At 39.5% G+C, this 18,292-nt stretch carries 21 protein-coding genes; 17 read left to right on the forward strand and 4 right to left on the reverse strand.

From position 1 onward, the window contains the following. Positions 1 to 21 precede the first annotated feature (21 nt). Entirely contained in the window at positions 22 to 501 is a 480-nt protein-coding gene (locus tag O1D97_RS01465) for an Lrp/AsnC family transcriptional regulator (RefSeq protein WP_269122159.1), read from the forward strand. A 97-nt stretch (positions 502 to 598) separates the two neighbouring features. Further along, complete coding sequence (locus O1D97_RS01470; protein ID WP_269122161.1) at positions 599 to 1,216, forward strand: GTP cyclohydrolase II; 618 nt, start codon at positions 599 to 601, stop codon at positions 1,214 to 1,216. A 2-nt stretch (positions 1,217 to 1,218) separates the two neighbouring features. Here the strand turns inward: O1D97_RS01470 and O1D97_RS01475 are convergent, their stop codons facing one another. Further along, the gene (locus O1D97_RS01475) at positions 1,219 to 2,046 is read right to left on the reverse strand and encodes a substrate-binding periplasmic protein (RefSeq protein WP_269122163.1); all 828 of its coding nucleotides are present in this window, start codon (positions 2,044 to 2,046) and stop codon (positions 1,219 to 1,221) included. A 62-nt stretch (positions 2,047 to 2,108) separates the two neighbouring features. Beyond that, entirely contained in the window at positions 2,109 to 3,383 is a 1,275-nt protein-coding gene (locus O1D97_RS01480) for a DEAD/DEAH box helicase (protein WP_269122165.1), read from the reverse strand. A 224-nt stretch (positions 3,384 to 3,607) separates the two neighbouring features. Here O1D97_RS01480 and O1D97_RS01485 point away from each other — a divergent pair, with 224 nt between their 5' ends. The 3 genes from O1D97_RS01485 to O1D97_RS01495 all read left to right on the forward strand — a co-directional run bounded on the left by O1D97_RS01485 (position 3,608) and on the right by O1D97_RS01495 (position 5,113). Beyond that, positions 3,608 to 4,165, forward strand: coding sequence for a DUF1415 domain-containing protein (locus tag O1D97_RS01485; RefSeq protein WP_269122167.1), 558 nt, complete (start codon positions 3,608 to 3,610; stop codon positions 4,163 to 4,165). Between the two features lie 112 nt (positions 4,166 to 4,277). Then, on the forward strand, positions 4,278 to 4,826 hold the full coding sequence (locus tag O1D97_RS01490) for a S1-like domain-containing RNA-binding protein (protein WP_269122169.1): 549 nt from the start codon (positions 4,278 to 4,280) through the stop codon (positions 4,824 to 4,826). Next, complete coding sequence (locus O1D97_RS01495) at positions 4,823 to 5,113, forward strand: S1 RNA-binding domain-containing protein (RefSeq protein ID WP_269122170.1); 291 nt, start codon at positions 4,823 to 4,825, stop codon at positions 5,111 to 5,113. Before O1D97_RS01490 ends, O1D97_RS01495 begins: the two co-directional genes overlap by 4 nt. A 72-nt stretch (positions 5,114 to 5,185) precedes the next feature. On the opposite strand, the gene O1D97_RS01500 is transcribed toward O1D97_RS01495, so the two are convergent. Beyond that, positions 5,186 to 6,121, reverse strand: a complete 936-nt coding sequence (locus O1D97_RS01500; RefSeq protein ID WP_269122171.1) for a ketopantoate reductase family protein — start codon at positions 6,119 to 6,121, stop codon at positions 5,186 to 5,188. An 81-nt stretch (positions 6,122 to 6,202) separates the two neighbouring features. Between O1D97_RS01500 and O1D97_RS01505 the strand changes: the two genes are divergently transcribed. Next, the gene (locus tag O1D97_RS01505) at positions 6,203 to 6,688 is read left to right on the forward strand and encodes a YajQ family cyclic di-GMP-binding protein (RefSeq protein WP_269122172.1); all 486 of its coding nucleotides are present in this window, start codon (positions 6,203 to 6,205) and stop codon (positions 6,686 to 6,688) included. A 54-nt stretch (positions 6,689 to 6,742) separates the two neighbouring features. Here the strand turns inward: O1D97_RS01505 and O1D97_RS01510 are convergent, their stop codons facing one another. Next, positions 6,743 to 7,030 carry an MGMT family protein gene (locus tag O1D97_RS01510; protein ID WP_269122173.1) on the reverse strand — a complete coding sequence of 96 codons (288 nt, stop codon included), beginning with the start codon at positions 7,028 to 7,030 and terminating at the stop codon, positions 6,743 to 6,745. Between the two features lie 60 nt (positions 7,031 to 7,090). Between O1D97_RS01510 and O1D97_RS01515 the strand changes: the two genes are divergently transcribed. The 11 genes from O1D97_RS01515 (at position 7,091) to O1D97_RS01565 (ending at position 18,288) form a co-directional block, all read left to right on the forward strand. Beyond that, positions 7,091 to 7,552: an FxsA family protein gene (locus O1D97_RS01515; protein ID WP_269122175.1), complete on the forward strand. Its 462-nt coding sequence runs from the start codon at positions 7,091 to 7,093 to the stop codon at positions 7,550 to 7,552. Between the two features lie 132 nt (positions 7,553 to 7,684). Continuing rightward, a complete protein-coding gene (locus O1D97_RS01520; protein WP_269122177.1) occupies positions 7,685 to 7,975 on the forward strand; it encodes a co-chaperone GroES in 291 nt (96 codons plus the stop codon). Positions 7,976 to 8,028: 53 nt separating this feature from the next. Next, entirely contained in the window at positions 8,029 to 9,675 is a 1,647-nt protein-coding gene (groL, locus tag O1D97_RS01525; RefSeq protein WP_269122179.1) for a chaperonin GroEL, read from the forward strand. 276 nt (positions 9,676 to 9,951) lie between these two features. Beyond that, the gene (locus O1D97_RS01530; protein ID WP_269122181.1) at positions 9,952 to 12,126 is read left to right on the forward strand and encodes a FimV/HubP family polar landmark protein; all 2,175 of its coding nucleotides are present in this window, start codon (positions 9,952 to 9,954) and stop codon (positions 12,124 to 12,126) included. Continuing rightward, positions 12,119 to 12,943, forward strand: a complete 825-nt coding sequence (truA, locus tag O1D97_RS01535; protein WP_269122183.1) for a tRNA pseudouridine(38-40) synthase TruA — start codon at positions 12,119 to 12,121, stop codon at positions 12,941 to 12,943. Before O1D97_RS01530 ends, truA begins: the two co-directional genes overlap by 8 nt. Beyond that, positions 12,927 to 13,544 carry a phosphoribosylanthranilate isomerase gene (locus tag O1D97_RS01540; RefSeq protein WP_269122185.1) on the forward strand — a complete coding sequence of 206 codons (618 nt, stop codon included), beginning with the start codon at positions 12,927 to 12,929 and terminating at the stop codon, positions 13,542 to 13,544. The genes truA and O1D97_RS01540 overlap by 17 nt, the downstream gene beginning before the upstream one ends. After that, positions 13,537 to 14,748 carry a tryptophan synthase subunit beta gene (gene trpB / locus O1D97_RS01545; protein ID WP_269122186.1) on the forward strand — a complete coding sequence of 404 codons (1,212 nt, stop codon included), beginning with the start codon at positions 13,537 to 13,539 and terminating at the stop codon, positions 14,746 to 14,748. The genes O1D97_RS01540 and trpB overlap by 8 nt, the downstream gene beginning before the upstream one ends. Before the next feature lie 2 nt (positions 14,749 to 14,750). Next, on the forward strand, positions 14,751 to 15,557 hold the full coding sequence (gene trpA / locus O1D97_RS01550) for a tryptophan synthase subunit alpha (RefSeq protein WP_269122188.1): 807 nt from the start codon (positions 14,751 to 14,753) through the stop codon (positions 15,555 to 15,557). 32 nt (positions 15,558 to 15,589) lie between these two features. Then, positions 15,590 to 16,453, forward strand: a complete 864-nt coding sequence (accD, locus tag O1D97_RS01555; protein WP_269122189.1) for an acetyl-CoA carboxylase, carboxyltransferase subunit beta — start codon at positions 15,590 to 15,592, stop codon at positions 16,451 to 16,453. 4 nt (positions 16,454 to 16,457) lie between these two features. After that, entirely contained in the window at positions 16,458 to 17,681 is a 1,224-nt protein-coding gene (gene folC, locus O1D97_RS01560) for a bifunctional tetrahydrofolate synthase/dihydrofolate synthase (RefSeq protein ID WP_269122190.1), read from the forward strand. Between the two features lie 10 nt (positions 17,682 to 17,691). Continuing rightward, positions 17,692 to 18,288, forward strand: a complete 597-nt coding sequence (locus O1D97_RS01565) for an SPOR domain-containing protein (protein WP_269122192.1) — start codon at positions 17,692 to 17,694, stop codon at positions 18,286 to 18,288. The last annotated feature ends 4 nt before the right edge of the window (positions 18,289 to 18,292 follow it).

The raw sequence follows: 18,292 nt of genomic DNA on the forward strand, positions 1-18,292 counted from the left end.
TTGAAATTTTTAGGTGTTCATATGAATTTAGATAGAATTGATATTCGGATTTTGACAGAAATACAGCAAGATTCTAATTTAACTAACCAAGAGTTAGCGGATCGTGTCGGCTTATCTCCTTCTCCTTGTTTAAGGCGAATGAAGGCATTAGAAGAGTCAGGGATAATAGATCGAAGTGTGACTTTACTGAACCAAAGAAAGCTTGGATTAACCCTCACCGTGTTTATTCAGATTAGCATGGACAGGCATACTCCAGATCGGTTTGAAGTGTTTGAGTCACTTATGGCCTCTTATCCAGAAGTTAAATCCATAAATCTGGTAACTGGGCAGACTGCCGACTACCTTGTTGAAGTTGTGGTGGAAGACATGGATAAGTATCAGGAATTTTTACTAGGTCGATTAACTCGAATTGAAGGGGTTACTGGAGTTCATTCGAGCTTTTTATTAAGAAAGGTGATGGATAGAACATCGCTTCCTTTAGGGCATCTGAAGCAAAAATAAAGCAAATATTAATGATTTAAACCTGAGTCACTTGAGTTTTGCCTGTTGTGCCTCAATTATTAGGGGATCGTTTATTTATTATGAGAATAGTTCGTTTATGAATGCATTGACCATTAAGCGTCGAGTAGTTATCCCGATGAGAGCGGGTAAAGTGATGGCCGAGTTTGTGTCATTTGATGGTGATGATTCAGGAAAAGAGCACATAGCAATATATTGCGAAGGTAAATCACCTGAAAAAGCGCCTGTGCCTTTAGTAAGGCTTCACTCAGAATGTTTGACCGGTGATGTGTTTGGTTCAGGTCGTTGTGACTGTGGAGAGCAGCTGGATGAGGCCATTGATTTAATTAATGAGCAGGGCGGCTATATATTGTATTTAAGGCAGGAAGGGCGAGGTATAGGGCTTTATGCTAAATTAGAAGCCTATGCTTTGCAGGATCAAGGTTATGATACCTATCAGGCAAATGAAATGCTTATGCTGCCTGATGATGGTCGAGACTTCTCTGTGGCGGCTGAAATGCTTAAAGCGCTTGATTTGACTGAAATTCGATTGCTTACGAATAATCCAGATAAGGCCAGTCAGTTAATTAACAATGGCATATTGGTGAAGGAGTTGGTCCCTACTTCTGTTCATGTTAATAAGCATAATCGTCAGTATTTAGAGACTAAAGCGAAGCGCAAGCACCATACTATTATTTTTGACACTATGAATAAGTAGTGTTAGTTGTGAGAGCTGCTGGTTTTGCCAGTAGCTTGTTTTGAACACATATCTTCCTCCCAAAGTGTAATTTCATTGTTTGTCTCCTCCTGAAGCCAGCCGCTTATTTTGAGTCGTGAGATTTCGTTTTTATAAATGTTAACTAATTTGATGGAGGTGTCTTTGTTAGCAACCAACCATAGTGGTCTAGCCAGTTCTGTGATCTCGAAATTCTTCTTAAGCAAAGTGTGGTCATAGCCTAAAGAGCAGGCAGCGCCTTTCGCTAAAAAATAAGTTAATGGGACTAGGTCAATTCTTTCAGCATAAAGCATTTTAATGGATGTCTGATAGTTTGTGGTGTGTGTGATCAACTCAGGTGGGGTGCGGTTGTACTTAAGGAGGGCCTCAAGGTTTGATCCGCTTTGGATGCCTATTAAATACTTATTATCGGCAATATCTTGGAAGTTGTTTATAGGGGGGGTCTTGGTTTCTTTTAAACTGTAGAAAAATTGCGCGTATGGAGAAACTTCAGCAATCCACTGGAATTTTTCTTCTCTATCGGGTGTTCTTGATATGGAAAAAAAGAGGGTGTTTTTGTGTGTGAGTGCCTCATGCATTGCTCGCTTCCAAGGCATGAAGTTGATGTGTAGAGGACCAAGTTCAGGGTGATTTCGATGTATTTCTCTTAGTAATTGAGAGACGTAACCTTTTGCTATGGCGTTTTCTTCGTATTGCACTGGAGGGAATGGTGAGGCAACAAAGTTTATTTCTGTTCTAGAAAGGCTAGCTTGACTGAAAAGTATGAGGCTGGCATATAGAAATAATTTTGAGATGTATTGCTGCTTTAACATGTACCTCTCCTTTGGAATGGTGGCAAAAATGGATTGCCACCATTTGGCTTTGATTCATGGTGTTATGAACGAGATTTTGCTTTTGCTCTCTTCCTAGCTTTCTCTTTGCGCTTCAGTTCTGCTTTTATAACAGATTTTGGCACCGCTTTCGCTTTTTTCTTACCTTTAGTGAGAGAGGCAATTCGTACTTTTTGTTTTGCTTCCAATCCGGTGATTCTAGAGAATTTAATTGGCGCGAGCATGTATCTTTGAATTTTTTCAATAACCGGTAGGTCGTTGATGTCAATTAAAGAAATACACGTTCCTGGCTCGCCTTCCCGTGACGCTCTACCTGCCCTATGGATATAAGAGTCGGCCTTTGGAGGTAATCGTAGGTTGATAACGGTATTTATCTCTGGAAGATCGATTCCTCGAGAAGCAACGTCTGTGGCAACCAATACTTTTAGTCGTCCACGTTTCATTTGTTTTAGGTGTTCACTGCGGTCACTTTGTTTCATGTCGCCATGGAGCCCATCACACATAATATTAAGGTTGCGGATTTTTTGAACCCATACATCCACATGATCTCGATTTGAAACAAACAAAACCGCTTGTTTGACATTTTCGTCACCTAGTATGTGCTCAAGGAAGCGTAACTTGTGTGCGTCATCATCAACACGATAGGCAACTTGTTTTATTTGTTTTGGAACGGTTCTGGATGAGTCCCCTAGGCGAATATGTTGCGCATCGGCTTTTAGTAATTGAGATGATAGGTGGCCAATTTTTTCACCTTCAAGCGTGGCTGAAAACATCAGTGTTTGATGTTCTTTGGGCAGTAGTTTTGATAATTTCAGGATTGAGTCAGAAAATCCCATATCCAACATTCTGTCAGCTTCATCGATCACAAAATACGAGACATCAGATAAATCTAGCCACTTCTTTTCATCAAGCTCAAGTAGCCTTCCTGGCGTTGCAATTAAAATATCGCAATCTTCGCTGAGTTGCTGTTGTTGCATGCCATAGGGTGTGCCACCAATGATGAGTTGCGAGGTGAAGTTGGTATTTTTTATTAACGATTCTGTGAAGTTATAAATTTGTCTCGCAAGTTCTCTGCTTGGAGCTAACACTAAAATCTTAGGGGCATAAGTGGCTGGCTCATCTCTGTCAAGCAAGTGTTGAATAGCAGGGGCGATAAAGGCTAACGTTTTTCCCGTGCCAGTCGGTGCGGTTGCTAGAATGTCATCACCATTAAGTGCAGCAGGGATGGCTTCTTCTTGAACCGGTGTAGGTGATGTGAAGCCAAGCTGTTGGATGGCCAGTTCAATATTATTGTCTAAGTCTAAAACGTCAAATGACATGTATGGTCTCTATGATAGTTAAGCGTTTCAATAGAGATCTCTTTGACTCTATTGAAAATGAAATTTAGTGAATAATAACGTTTTTTCAAATGCTTTACATTAAAAGCATGCTATAGAGTGGGTTTGTAGCCCGTTAAAGTAATATCTTCATGGTTTGCGTGGTTAAGCTTGAGCTTATTTGTTGAGTTTTTTAGAATAGGCGTAACTATTAAGAGAGCATATTTATGCCATTATCAGATGAGTTAGTCACGCAGCAAACCATGAGCTGGGTTAGAGAGTTTATTGTTGGTTTAAATGTTTGTCCATTTGCAAGGCGAGAGGTTGAGCGAGACTCCATTAGGGTATGTGTTATTCGCTCAAAAAAAGTAGAGGTGGCTTTAGAAGAGTTGGCGGCTGAAATTGGGTTTCTAGATAACAATGTTGAAACTGAAACAACCTTATTGGTCTTCCCTACCTTGTTTAAAGGGTTCTTTCAATATCTTGATTTTGTTAGCTTGGCAGAGGATTTGATGTTTGAGCAAGAATGCGAAGGAATTTATCAACTGGCAACGTTTCATCCCGATTATTGTTTTTCAGGTGCCGAACCGGATGATGTATCTAATTATACCAACCGCTCCCCTTACCCAATGCTGCATATATTAAGAGAAGAGAGTGTTGAAAAAGCCATCGAGTTTTACGGTGATACAAGCACTATTCCTGATGCAAATATTGAGAAAATGATTGAGACCGGAGCGGATTCTATAGACAAAATTATCAGCAAATGCATGAAGGTAGAAACTTAATGATTTATACGCTTCATTTTCTTACCAAGTGACGTATAGTGAGTGCCTTGTAAATTAAGCATTCTATATGCTTATAACGCAGTAAAGATTAATTACCTTAGCCGGAGATTTCATGGCCGTAAGTATTGGACAGCTAAACACGCTTGTTGTCGTTAAAGAAAAAGATTTTGGATTTTATTTGGATGGGGAGCAGTTGGGTGAAATCCTGCTTCCTAAGCGTTACATACCTAAAGGTAAGCGCGTTGGTGATGATATTGAGGTGTTTATTTATCTTGATTCAAGTGATCAATTAATTGCAACAACGGAAACGCCTAAAGTAAAAGTAGGGGAGTTTGCGGGTTTAACCGCCGTTGCGGTAAATCATGTTGGTGCATTTTTTGATTGGGGGTTGCCAAAAGATTTGTTGGTCCCCTTTAGTCAACAAAAAATACGTGTAGAAGAAGGTGAAACCCACCTATTGTTTGTGTATTTAGATCATGATACCAATCGAATTGTTGCCACGACAAAAGTAGATGCTTTGCTTAATCGCGAAGAAATACCTTATCGAACGGGTGATAAAGTGAAAGCCATTATTGGCGATAAAACGGATATTGGTTTTAAGTGTATAATTGATGATTGTTTTTGGGGGTGCTATTTTTCCAAGACGCTTTCAGGCAGTTGAAGAAGGGTGAAGAAGTTTCAGCCTTTATTAAGCGTGTCCGAGATGATGGTAAAATCGACATTAGTTTACAAGAAGTTGGCTATAAAAAAGTAAAGGGTATTCTGGATGATATTTTAGACTACCTTGACGCTCAAGGTGGAGAAATGTCGATTACGGATAAAAGTAGTCCAGAAACCATTTATGCGGTTTTTAAAGTAAGTAAAGCGACCTTTAAAAAAGCCATTGGCGCCTTGTATAAAGAAAAGAAAATTTCTTTATCTCCAGGGAAAGTGACTCGTACAAAATAGTATTGGCTGTGTATTTTGTAAGGAAGCATTGAGCCGAACTTAATATTAAATAATAGTATGCGGAAGGATTCGTTATATGTGAGTTACTTGTTCAAAAAAAGTGTTTTGAATAGGTAGCTCAACATTGATTTTTTTTGCTTCATTGATAAAGAACCCCGATATAAAGTCAATTTCGGTTTGTCTTTGATGGCGTACATCCTCAAGCATGGACGATTTGTTTTTAGCTGTTTTCTTCGCTACATCAAATACGATCTCAGTGAGCGACTCTTGGGTTATTGTTAAATACTTAATCGATGGGTTGTTTTGTATGAAACCTGGGCGCTTTAGCAGATTGAACAACTCTTCAATAGCTAATAATGCTTGTTCGTTAAGGGGTTTCATAAGAAGTGTGCCGTTTGTTACTTGATTTATAGCGGTTAAGGGGTTGATAACGGCATTGATGATGGCTTTGATGAGCACCTTCGCCATGATGTTTTTTTCTAAAAATGATTGGAGTGCAAGTGGGAGGGTGTGGCTTTGATTGTATTTTTCTTCAAAAAAGCCAAAGGCACTGGTGCCTTCTCCGGTTTTTTCAACTTTCGAGTGGCTGTGCTTTAACGCGCCCTCGGAGGTTGTTCCTACTACGAGTACATGTTTTTTGATTAGGGATGTTTGAATTGTGGCCTGTACGCCTATGCCATTGCATAATGAAATGACAAATGCATCGTTCGACAGTTGTTGCTTTATTTGATCGTATGCGGCAAGTTGATCGAATGCTTTGGTACATATTAGGACTTGGTTGAATTGTCTATTTCCTGGATTGCTAGCAAGCTCGTATGGGGTTGAATGTTGTATTTCCAGTGTGGTGATCTTCGTTCCATCAATTAGATCGATTGTGTGTTTACCTACTTTATGTCTATTTATTAAGATCACCTTGTGACCAGCTAGCTGCAGTTTACAAGCCCACAGTAGTCCGATAGCGCCAGCGCCAATAATAAGCCAAGTTGTAGAGTCTGTCTGGAATGTCATTTTTTACTAAATAATGTTGATTGAGTAGAATTGCTGGTATTATTACCAAAATTTTTTTGAAAAGCGAATTAGGAGATAAGTATGCCTTCATTTGACGTTGTGTCTGAATTAGATTGGCACGAAGTAACAAATGCGGTTGATCAAGCAAGTCGTGAGATTGTTACACGTTATGACTTTAAAGGGGTTAATGCGAGTTACGAAATTAAAGAAAAAGAAAGTATTATGATGGAAGCTCAAGCTGAGCAACATTTGAAGCAAATGATTGATATTTTGTTTCAAAAAATGGTAAAGCGAGGGATTGATCTAAAGTCTTTAGAGCGTGGAAAAGTCGTTGCGGCCAACCTAAGGTCTACTCAAGCTATCACAGTCAAAGAAGGAATTGAGCAGGCTGAGGCAAAAAAAATCGTAAAAATAATTAAAGACAGTAAAGCAAAGGTACAGGCTCAAGTTCAAGGGGATCAATTACGTATTACCGGCAAAAAACGTGATGATTTGCAAGAAGTGATGGCTATATTGCGGGCTGCAGATCTCGATATTCCAGTGCAATTTACGAATTTTCGCGATTAGTTATTTAGTTTTAGTTACTTGGTTAGAATGTAAGTTTGTTTGTGCTGGTTTGAGTTATGATGGTTTTACTTTTTTGCCAATGACTCGCCAGCCTTCGTTTTCGAGGTGGTTTTTTTGCCTCAAATAAGCATCAGAATCAATTGGAAAACTGATTTCTTGTTTGCTATTAATGACCCGAAACCATGGCAATGATGAGTCTTTGGGAAGGTGTTTTAATAGTTGACCAACCTGTCTAGCGTAGCCTTTATATCCTGCCTGTTGTGCAAGTTCCCCGTAAGAAATCGTTTCTCCTGTGGGTAGCATCCCGAGAATGCTGTATATTCTTAATTGAAATTCTTCCATTATCGATGTTGTCATGTCGGTGGTGTGGTTTGTTAAATATTTATAAGGTATGGCAATTATATGCGTAAAGCTCTCCTGTTTGTATTGTTGATTCCGGTTATTGAAATTTTAGTACTGATTGAGGTTGGAGGACAAATTGGTGGTTTAGCATCTATTCTATTGATTTTTTCCACAGCTATTTTTGGTTTACTCATCATTAAGAAGCAAGGTGGAAAAACCTTGTTAAAAGCGCAAGAGAAATTAAGGGCGAACATATTGCCTGCTCAAGAAATGGTTGATGGCTTGCTTTTAGCCATTGCGGGTGTATTTCTGTTGATTCCAGGCTTTGTTACGGACGCTATTGGTATTTTGTTGTTAATTCCACCAATACGAAAAGGTTTGTTCTTTGGGGTATTTATGAAACTCATCGTCAGTAAGATGAAAAAAACCCCTCATGGGGCTTCTCGATTTTATGAGAATACGGGTGAGATTATAGAAGGTGAATATATTAAGGAAAATAAAGACCAAATTGATAAAAATTAATTAGATAAGGGGTTGAAAAGGATTTTTACAGCCTCATATTCAAAACCAGTAACGTATCCTACTTAGAAAGTAGGCATAATCCAGCCAGGGGGTTCCTGGTATTGATTAATTTATTTTTGGAGATATAGATCAATGAATATTCGTCCTTTGCACGATCGCGTCGTTGTTCGACGTAAAGAAGAAGAAACTACAACAGCTTCTGGTATCGTTTTGCCTGGCTCCGCTACTGAAAAACCTAATCAGGGTGAAGTTTTGGCTGTAGGCACTGGCCGTATTCAATCTAATGGGGATGTCGCTCCATTAGCTGTAAAGGTTGGTGACACTGTTTTGTTTGGTCAGTATGCAGGTCAAACAGTTAAGTTAAATGGTGAAGAATTTTTAATGATGAAAGAAGATGAAATTTACGGAATTTTAGAAGCGTAATTTTTTTCAAATAATCATTTTTAGAATCAAACATACAGTTAGGAATATAAAATATGTCTGCTAAAGAAGTAAAATTCGGTGATGGCGCTCGCCAACAAATGTTACGTGGTGTAAATGTATTAGCTGATGCAGTTAAAGTGACATTAGGTCCAAAAGGTCGCAATGTTGTTATCGAAAAATCATTCGGCGCTCCTATTGTAACTAAAGATGGTGTGACCGTTGCTAAAGAAATCGAATTAGAGAATAAATTCGAAAACATGGGCGCACAAATGGTTAAAGAAGTAGCATCTCAAGCAAATGATGTTGCTGGTGATGGTACAACTACGGCAACGGTATTGGCTCAGTCTATCATTACTGAAGGCTTGAAAGCAGTTGCAGCGGGTCGTAACCCAATGGATCTAAAACGCGGTATTGATAAAGCGACTCAGGCTGTTGTTGCTGAAATTGCTAAACTTTCTACTCCATGCAAAGATTCTAAAGCGGTTGAGCAAGTTGGTACCATTTCCGCTAACTCTGACTCATCAGTTGGTAAGATCATTGCTGAAGCAATGGAGCGTGTTGGTAAAGAGGGTGTCATTACTGTTGAAGAAGGTTCTGGCTTTGATGATGAGCTAGATGTTGTTGAGGGTATGCAGTTTGATCGTGGCTACCTTTCTCCTTACTTCATTAATAATCAAGAGAACATGAGTGCGGAACTTGAAAGCCCATTTATTCTGCTAGTTGATAAGAAAATTTCTAGTATTCGTGATCTTCTACCAGTATTGGAAGGTGTTGCTAAAGCTTCGCGTCCATTACTTATTATTGCAGAAGACGTTGAAGGTGAAGCACTTGCCACTCTAGTTGTAAATAGCATGCGTGGTATTGTGAAAGTTGCTGCAACAAAAGCGCCTGGTTTTGGTGATCGTCGTAAAGCAATGCTTCAAGATATTGCTATTCTTACTGGTGCTACTGTTATTTCTGAGGAAGTGGGTCTTGCTTTAGATACAGCAACGCTTGATCATCTTGGTACAGCAAAACGCGTTACTCTAACGAAAGAAAATACAACGATTGTTGATGGTGCTGGTCAAGCTAGCGATATCTCTAGTCGTGTTGATCAAATTCGTGCAGAAATGGCGAACTCTACTTCTGACTATGATAAAGAGAAGCTTCAAGAGCGAGTTGCTAAATTAGCTGGTGGTGTTGCCGTTATTAAGATTGGTGCCGCTAGTGAAGTAGCAATGAAAGAGAAGAAAGCACGTGTTGATGATGCTTTACATGCTACTCGTGCTGCTGTTGAGGAAGGTGTTGTTGCAGGTGGTGGTGTTGCCCTTGTACGTGCACTTTCTTGCTTGTCAGAACTTCTTGGTGATAATGAAGACCAAAATGTTGGTATCACATTGGCACTGCGTGCAATGGAATCCCCAATGCGCCAAATCGTAACTAACGCTGGTGATGAAGCCTCAGTAGTGGTTGATAAGGTTAAGCAGGGTGAAGGTAACTTCGGTTACAATGCGGCTACTGGTGAATATGGCGACATGATTGAAATGGGTATTCTTGATCCAGCTAAAGTGACTCGTTCAGCACTTCAAGCGGCGGCATCTGTTGCGGGTCTTATGATCACAACGGAATGTATGATTGCCGATTTGCCGAAAGATGACGCTCCAGCAATGCCTGATATGGGCGGAATGGGCGGAATGGGTGGTATGGGCGGCATGATGTGATAATTAACCACGTCATTGTTGTTTAGCGTAATCTAAACTACCTTAATTAAGGGCACTTCGGTGCCCTTAATTTTGTTTGGTGTTAGTGTTATTTTTCTTTGTACAAATAACAAGCAAAAAGAAAGTTGAATATTCAGGATTTATTTTTTTTACTGAAATGATACGTACTAACATTAAGAAAGCCAAACCGTTGATTCTAAAGCTATTGATAAAATTGAAGCTGTGTAAGATACTTAATGCCAAATTAATTCAGTAAATAAAAAGAAAGGGAAACTTATGCTAAAGAAAACGCTCATTAGTTTAGCTGTGTCCGGGTATCTATTCGGATCTTCTGCTTTTGCGCTTGAATTAGGTGAGTTATCTCTCAAGTCTTCTCGTAGCGAGCCATTTCGTGCTGAAGTGATTTTAACGGATACGGCAAATTTAACCGCTAAAGATGTATCGATCAGACTGGGCAGTGAAAGTGAATTCCAGTTAGCTGGAATTACCCCTGTTCGAGCTTTATCTCAGCTTCAGTTTCAAGTGATTAATCGTGATAGCAAATTAGTTGTGGATATACGCAGTACATCGCCTGTAAATGCAGATGAATTACACTTTGTTTTAGCGGCTCGTTGGCCTAGCGGGCAAGTGGTAAGAGAGTATCAAACTCCGTTAGATAGTAGTGCCTTGATTGAAAAATCCGGTGAGGGCGTTGTTCAATCTACAAATATCTCTCCCTCAGCTACTCCTTCTAGCCTAGAACAACTGAACTTACCAACTCAAGGTAATCTAAAAGTTCAAAAAGGGAATACCTTGTGGGGGATTGCGGACAAGAATAAGACTTCAAATGATTTAACAATTTATCAGACAATGATGGCTATACAAGCACTTAATGAGGATGCTTTTTATGCGAATAACATTAATTTGCTGAAAGAAGGTGCTATTTTAAGATTACCCACTCAAGAACAAATAGCTGTTTTTAATAAATTAGCATCAAAAGCCGAGTTTGAAAGGCAGCACTCTGCATGGGAGGCATTAAAGCGTGCAGGTAAGGTCCCTAAAAACCTGGATAAAGCACAATTAAATACTCAAGCCAATTCTAATTCTCAAACTAAAGCCAACGCCAATAGTGGAGATAAACTTTCCCTTGCATCAGCTTCTAGCTTATTGCCTGAAGATTCCTCCAATTCAAATGAAAATGTATCAGAGGCTGTGAAAAACTTAGAAGGGAAGCTATCTGAAAGTAAAGAACTATTAGATAAAGAAAAAAGGGAAAAAGGTGAGCTAGAAGGAAAGCTAAAAGAGTTAAGTGATCAGCAGGCTACATTAGAAGAACTGATCAACCTAAAAGACGCTCAGCTTGCAGAGTTACAACAACAAATGATTAGCGCTCAGCAAATTATGCAAGAGCAGAAAAATACAGTAGATCAATTGCTTGAAGCGGATCAACTTCGTAGAGAAGCGGAGATGATTGAAGAAAATTCTATTGTAAATCAGATATTTAAAAATCCAATTATTATGTCAGCGGTAGCCGCAGTAATGATGTTGCTGGGGGTGTTAATCGGTTTCTTATTGCGACGACGAGGCAGTGAGAAGCATGAACCTCTAGAATCTTTAGATAAAGAGTTTGATTTATCGTCGTCTGGATTAACTACGGCCGCAGTAGCTGGCTCGGTAGCTGTTTCAACAACGGCGTTGGCGGATGATATTGAAGAAGAGGTTGCTCCTGTTAGTGAATCATTCCTTCCTGTAGAAGAGGAAATAGAAGAGGAAGATCCATTTGCATTTGACTTTGATACGCCTGATGAACTTGATGATCTTGATTTAGAGCTAGCCGATGCTGAAGAGGTTGTTGATGAGTTTGACTTTGATGACAATAATTCAGACTTACTAGATGATGAGATTGAAGTTGAAAACTCTACTTTGCTGGATGAAGCAATGGATGATTTAGAGGATGATTTTAGTGAGCTAGATATGATGGCTGAATCAGATATTCCTACTATTGAGGACAGTCAAGAGAGCATCGATGAGGTTGATAATTCAGAAGAAGAGTCTTTTGTTTCTAATTTGCTTGACGATTCAGGATTGGATGAAGATTTTGAAGGTGTCAGTACGGACGTCGAAAATGAAGTCGAAAATGAATTAGAAGCGTCACCGATCGAAAGTGCATTTGAGGAAGCATTAACGGATATTTCAAGCGAGTTCGATGATGAAGAGGACCTTGAGGTTCCTGAGTTTGGTGAAAATGAAGCCTTAGAAGGTGCTGAAGAATCAGACGAAGAAGAAGAGTTTGACTTTTTTGACGCAAGTGGCGACGAAGTGGCAACGAAATTAGACTTGGCGCGTGCTTATATGGATATGGGTGATGAAGAGGGTGCTCGAGTGATTTTGGATGAAGTGGCTGAGGCAGGTAATGAAACTCAAATAGCCGAAGCCCAGAATATGTTGGAGCGGATGTCGCCAAGTGAATAGAAAAATTGCATTAGTTGTTGAATACAAAGGTACAAATTACAAAGGTTGGCAATCACAAAAAGGTAGAGTGATAACGGTTCAAGATTGTTTAGAAAAAGCGCTAAGTAAAATTGCAAACCACCCCGTATCTGTAATATGTGCTGGTAGAACAGATTCGGGTGTTCATGCCTGCTATCAAGTAGTACACTTCGAGACAAAATCTATCCGAGAAAATAAAGCTTGGATTCATGGTGTTAATTCTAATTTGCCTGAAGACATTAGTGTGGCTAGTGCTGTCGAGGTAGATGAAGATTTTCATGCTAGGTTTGGTGCGTTGAGTCGACGATATCGTTACATTATTTACAGTAATCAATTTCGTTCTGCAGTCATGGCAAAAGAAGTAACGTGGACCTATAGAGAGCTTGATTCATCTCTCATGAGTCAAGCTGCAAAGTGTTTTTTAGGGACGCATGACTTTACGTCTTATCGAGCTGTTGGTTGTCAGGCACATAGCCCGATACGAACAATAATGAATTTTGATGTATATGAAGCCAATTCATACATTGTTCTAGATGTAAGGGCAAATGCTTTTTTACATCATATGATTCGAAACTTTGCTGGTGTATTGATGGCAATTGGTGCCGGAGACAAGCCTGTAAAGTGGGCTGAAGAAGTATTACAAGCAAGAGATCGAACGGTTGCTGGTGTAACGGCACCACCATATGGGTTGTATTTTGTCGATGCTGAGTATCCAGAAAAATACGGTTTACCCTCTTTACCGTTAGGGCCTCATTTTTTGCCAACACATAAAGAAAATAATTATGCTACAACGAATTAAAATCTGTGGAATAACAAATTTGGATGATGCTCTTTCCGCGGCGTCATTTGGTGCTGATGCATTAGGTTTTGTGTTTTATAAAAAAAGTCCCCGCTATGTGGACCCTTCTGTAGCTAATGAGATTTTAAAGCACATTCCACCTTTTATTACGCCGGTGGCACTTTTTGTTGATGCTTCTGCTGAAGAGATAGACGCGGTTATTGCAGGGAGTTCCAGGTGGACAATACAATTTCATGGCAATGAGTCTGAACAAGAATGCCTGAAATTTAATCGACCTTATATAAAGGCGCTTAGGGTGAGAGATCCGAAGAGTCTTTCTAATCAACTAGTGAGCTACCCATCTGCTTCTGCTTTATTGCTAGATGCTTATAAAGAGGGGGTTCCTGGTGGTACAGGCGAAACCTTCGATTGGAATATTGTCCCTAAAGATATGACCATACCAATTATTCTTGCGGGTGGTTTAACACCAGTGAATGTTATTGAAGCTATAAAAATCCCTAATATCTATGCTGTTGATGTTAGTGGTGGGGTTGAATTGTCAAAAGGCATAAAAGATAAAACAAAATTAAAAGAATTTATTTTAGGAGTAAAGCGTGGATAAGGTAGAATTTTCTACAGACTTACCGGATGAGCATGGCCGTTTTGGTCAATTTGGCGGCGTATTTGTATCAGAAACATTGATGTCTGCATTAGATGACTTAACAAAAGTATATGAACAGCTTTCAAAAGAAGAAAGCTTTCAGTCTGAGTTTGATAAAGATCTTGCTCATTACGTTGGTCGTCCTTCTCCATTGTATTTTGCAGAACGATTAACTGAACAAGCAGGTGGCGCAAAAATTTATCTCAAAAGAGAGGATTTGAATCATACTGGTGCTCATAAAATCAATAACACAATTGGTCAAGCTCTGTTAGCAAAACATATGGGTAAACCAAATATAATAGCAGAAACAGGTGCTGGTCAGCATGGAGTGGCCTCGGCAACGGTTGCGGCAAGACTTGGGTTAAAGTGTAAGGTATTTATGGGGGCTGAAGATGTAAAACGACAGTCTCTAAATGTGTATCGTATGAAATTACTTGGTGCTGAAGTTATCCCTGTTGAATCGGGTACAAAAACGCTAAAAGATGCACTTAATGAGGCTATGCGTTATTGGGTGAGTAATGTTGATGATACTTTTTATATAATTGGCACCGCCGCTGGCCCACACCCGTATCCGAAACTGGTTAGAGATTTTCAATCGGTTATCGGTCGAGAAATAAAGGATCAATGTTTAGCACAAGAAGGACGACTTCCTGATGCGCTTGTAGCATGCGTTGGTGGTGGTTCTAATGCAATCGGCATGTTCCATCCTTTTATTAGTGATACTGATGTGGCTATGTATGGGGTTGAGGCTGGAGGAGATGGTCTTGAAACCGGCCGTCATGCCGCCCCTTTGTCGGCTGGTCGACCAGGAGTTCTTCATGGAAATAGAACCTATGTGATGGCTGATGATGATGGTCAGATTATAGGTACGCATTCTATCTCGGCTGGTCTTGATTATCCTGGAGTTGGTCCAGAGCATTCCTGGCTTAAGGATGTAGGTAGAGCGACATATGTAGCAATAAATGATGATGAAGCAATGACTGGGTTTAGAGATTTAACTCGTTTAGAAGGAATCATGCCTGCTTTAGAATCGAGTCATGCTATTGCTTATGGCATGAAGCTAGCGGCGACAATGGATAAAGACAAAATTGTAGTTATTAATTTATCTGGTCGTGGGGATAAAGATATCCTTACTGTAGCAGAATTAGATGGTATTGAGGTGTAATGATGAGTCGAATTAATCAATGCTTTACTAATTTAAAAGAACAAAAAAAGAAAGCGCTAATTCCTTTTATTACGGCTGGTGATCCAACTCCAAATCATACCGTAGACATTATGCACTCTTTGGTTGCTAATGGTTCAGATGTTATTGAACTAGGAATGCCTTTTTCTGATCCTATGGCGGACGGCCCTGTCATTCAACTGGCTTGTGAAAGAAGTTTAGCGGCAGGCACTAGCATTAAAAAAGTGCTCGATATTGTTAGCGAATTTCGCCAAACAAATAACGATACCCCTGTTGTGTTAATGGGCTATTTGAATCCAATTGAATTTTTTGGGTATGAAGAATTTACAATTGCAGCAAAAAACGCTGGAGTTGATGGTGTTTTACTTGTCGATTTGACACCTGAAGAAGCCACAGATGTAGTACAATTGTTTAAAGCTAATGGTCTTGATTTAATTTATCTATTGTCGCCTACGACCACCCCCGAGCGTGCGAAGAAAATATGCAAATTGGCTTCAGGTTATGTGTATTACGTTTCTATTAAGGGGGTTACGGGGACGGCATCACTAGATGTTGCAAGCGTTAAAAGGCATGTTGATAGTTTAAAAGAAATTACTGATCTACCTATAGGGGTTGGTTTTGGAATAAGAGATTCTGAAACAGCGCAAAAAGTCAGTCAATGCTCTGATGGAGTCATTGTGGGTAGTGTATTAGTTAACTGTATCGCCGAAAATCAGCAATCTTCAAGCCTTAAAATAGGTGAAGAATTAGGTAAGATTTTATTACCTATGCGTCAAGCAATGGACGCATAGGTAGCACGAATAATAAAGTTCTGGAGTAAAGAATGAGTAGTTGGTTAGATAAGTTTGTCCCTTCAATCATGAAGAGTGAGTCAAAGCGGGTTGGAGGGTCTGTTCCGGAAGGTTTATGGAAAAAATGCCCTAAATGTGAATCTGTTCTATATCGCCCTGAGTTAGATAAAAACTTAGATGTCTGTCCTAAATGTGAGCATCATATGCGTATCAATGCCCGCAAGAGATTGGATATATTTCTTGATAAAGAAGGACGTGTTGAAATTGCATCTGAATTAGAGCCAGAGGATAAGTTAAAATTTAAAGACTCAAAACGCTACAAAGACCGTTTAGTAAGTGCTCAAAAAGCAACCGGAGAGAAAGATGCTTTAGTCGCTATGGAAGGAACTTTGATGGGAATGCCAGTAGTTGTTGTTTCCTTTGAATTTAATTTCATGGGTGGTTCAATGGGTTCCATTGTTGGTGAACGTTTTATTCAAGCTGTTAATGTTTGTCTTGAGAAAAATATTCCGCTTGTATGCTTTGCTGCAAGTGGTGGCGCCAGAATGCAAGAAGCATTGATTTCTTTGATGCAAATGGCAAAAACCAGTGCAGGCTTAGAAAAAATGAAACAGCAGGGTATTCCATATATATCTGCGATGACAGACCCTGTCTTTGGTGGTGTATCGGCATCTCTGGCAATGTTAGGAGACCTTAATGTCGCTGAACCAAATGCGTTGATCGGTTTTGCAGGTCCTCGTGTCATTGAGCAAACTGTACGTGAAAAATTGCCTGAAGGGTTTCAGCGTAGTGAGTTTTTGTTAGATAAAGGCGCGCTTGATATGATCATTTCACGACATGAAATGCGTGAAAGGCTTTATAATATTTTATCTATGTTAACTAATAAGGCCGCATAACAAAATGTCGGGTAGATCTCTTGAGGAATGGCTTTCATATATTGAAGGCCAACACCCTAACAATATTGAACTTGGGCTAGATCGTTGTTCTTTGGTTTTACAAAAACTGCAAATAAAGCGACCAGCGAATAAAGTCATCACTGTTGCCGGGACAAATGGTAAAGGGTCTACCTGCGCTATGTTAACCGAATACTTCATAAATGATGGTCTTAATGTCGGTACTTTTACTTCTCCTCATTTTTTGAAATTCAATGAAAGAATCGCTATCAATGGCATTCCTGTATTAGATGAAATCATCTGTGAGGCCTTTTCTGTTATAGAAAAACTACGTGGTAGTATTGAGCTGACTTATTTTGAATTTAATACTCTTGCCGCTTTCTATATATTTAGCCTGCAAGAATTAGATTATTGGGTATTGGAAATTGGCTTAGGAGGGCGCCTTGATTCAGTCAATATGTTGGATGCCGATATTGCGATTGTAACCTCTATTTCTCTCGATCATACTGACTGGCTAGGGAATTCACTTGATCAAATCGCTATAGAAAAATCCGGAATCGCCCGTAAAGACTGTCTTCTTATAAGTGGTGTTGTTAATCCTCCTGCCACTATCGAGTCAAATGCTTTGCAGATAGGTGCGATTTTAAAGCAAAAAAACGTTCATTTTTCTTTCTCAGTAGAGGCTGATCACTGGTCTTGGAAGGGAGGCAGTGTTGAGTTTAGGCGGCTTAGTTTTCCAAAACTCCCGATTGAAAATGCGGCCACAGTCGTTGCCGCATTGGTTTTTTCTGATGTTGCGCCAACTGAGGATAAACTTAACGCTATGTTTGAGAAAGTTTCTTTATTAGGGCGCTTCCAAACGATTAAATCAAATCCTAATGTTATTATTGATGTAGCCCATAACCCAGAAGCGGCTACGGAACTTGCGAAGCAGGTCGCAAAACTGGGTGTTCGTCCTATTGCTGTGTGCGGTATGCTAGAAGATAAAGATTTCTCAAGTGTTATTGATATATTATCTGACTCATTTTCTGCTTGGTACTTTGCTGATCTTAATGTTCTTAGAGGAGCAAAAGCATCTACTCTCGCGAAACATGTTTCACCCTCTTTATGTTTTACTTCCGTCAGTGACGCGTTTTCTGCTGCTGAGGTAAGAGCAATAGAATGTAACTTGCCTATCGTTGTTTTTGGGTCTTTCCATACTGTTGCTGATTATTTAGAAAAAAATTCTTAGAGGCGTTGAAATGCTTGATAAAACGATTCGTTTTAGATTAATCGGTGTGGTTATTTTAGTGGTTATATCTGCTGCTGTTTTACCTATTATCCTAGATGGCGAAAGGCCGCCAGAATTAGATGTTAATATTCAGATAGAGCCCGCGCCAACGATAGCCAATGTTAAAATTTCTCCTTTACAACCCATCACCAGTCTTGGTGCGAATGGAGACTTAGATTCTCAGCCTGAAATCAAGGTGGAGTCAATTAAAAAAGACGCTGATCAAGATCGTGTATCTAAGCATATGACTGTAGAAAAAGTAGATGTTGTAAAAGCGCCTGTCACTATTTCGCCTGCTAAATCAATTGCTTCTGTTGCAAAGCCTGCTTTACAGAAAGAATCCAGATGGTCTGTGCAAATCGCTACTTTTAAAAGTAAAACCAATGCCGATAATTTGGTAAAAAAACTGATTAAAGCAAACTACTCGGCTTATAGCATAACTACGAATTCTCTTTATAAGGTGTATGTTGGCCCTGAAATCAAAAGAGAGAAGGCTGAGTTATTTCGAGATCAAATTAAAAAAGAATTTCGCTTAAATGGTTTAATTGTGAAGTATTCAGAAAACTAGAATG

Origin of the sequence: Marinomonas phaeophyticola (assembly GCF_026966905.1) — a bacterium.
Taxonomy (GTDB): domain Bacteria; phylum Pseudomonadota; class Gammaproteobacteria; order Pseudomonadales; family Marinomonadaceae; genus Marinomonas; species Marinomonas phaeophyticola.

Bases quoted from the DNA above. Each gene is read 5' to 3' on its own strand.
- O1D97_RS01465 (WP_269122159.1), top strand. From the start codon at position 22: ATGAATTTAGATAGAATTGATATTCGGATTTTGACAGAAATACAGCAA.
- O1D97_RS01470 (WP_269122161.1), top strand. From the start codon at position 599: ATGAATGCATTGACCATTAAGCGTCGAGTAGTTATCCCGATGAGAGCG.
- O1D97_RS01475 (WP_269122163.1), bottom strand. From the start codon at position 2,046: ATGTTAAAGCAGCAATACATCTCAAAATTATTTCTATATGCCAGCCTC.
- O1D97_RS01480 (WP_269122165.1), bottom strand. From the start codon at position 3,383: ATGTCATTTGACGTTTTAGACTTAGACAATAATATTGAACTGGCCATC.
- O1D97_RS01485 (WP_269122167.1), top strand. From the start codon at position 3,608: ATGCCATTATCAGATGAGTTAGTCACGCAGCAAACCATGAGCTGGGTT.
- O1D97_RS01490 (WP_269122169.1), top strand. From the start codon at position 4,278: ATGGCCGTAAGTATTGGACAGCTAAACACGCTTGTTGTCGTTAAAGAA.
- O1D97_RS01500 (WP_269122171.1), bottom strand. From the start codon at position 6,121: ATGACATTCCAGACAGACTCTACAACTTGGCTTATTATTGGCGCTGGC.
- O1D97_RS01505 (WP_269122172.1), top strand. From the start codon at position 6,203: ATGCCTTCATTTGACGTTGTGTCTGAATTAGATTGGCACGAAGTAACA.
- O1D97_RS01510 (WP_269122173.1), bottom strand. From the start codon at position 7,030: ATGGAAGAATTTCAATTAAGAATATACAGCATTCTCGGGATGCTACCC.
- O1D97_RS01515 (WP_269122175.1), top strand. From the start codon at position 7,091: ATGCGTAAAGCTCTCCTGTTTGTATTGTTGATTCCGGTTATTGAAATT.
- O1D97_RS01520 (WP_269122177.1), top strand. From the start codon at position 7,685: ATGAATATTCGTCCTTTGCACGATCGCGTCGTTGTTCGACGTAAAGAA.
- groL (WP_269122179.1), top strand. From the start codon at position 8,029: ATGTCTGCTAAAGAAGTAAAATTCGGTGATGGCGCTCGCCAACAAATG.
- O1D97_RS01530 (WP_269122181.1), top strand. From the start codon at position 9,952: ATGCTAAAGAAAACGCTCATTAGTTTAGCTGTGTCCGGGTATCTATTC.
- O1D97_RS01540 (WP_269122185.1), top strand. From the start codon at position 12,927: ATGCTACAACGAATTAAAATCTGTGGAATAACAAATTTGGATGATGCT.
- trpA (WP_269122188.1), top strand. From the start codon at position 14,751: ATGAGTCGAATTAATCAATGCTTTACTAATTTAAAAGAACAAAAAAAG.
- accD (WP_269122189.1), top strand. From the start codon at position 15,590: ATGAGTAGTTGGTTAGATAAGTTTGTCCCTTCAATCATGAAGAGTGAG.
- folC (WP_269122190.1), top strand. From the start codon at position 16,458: ATGTCGGGTAGATCTCTTGAGGAATGGCTTTCATATATTGAAGGCCAA.
- O1D97_RS01565 (WP_269122192.1), top strand. From the start codon at position 17,692: ATGCTTGATAAAACGATTCGTTTTAGATTAATCGGTGTGGTTATTTTA.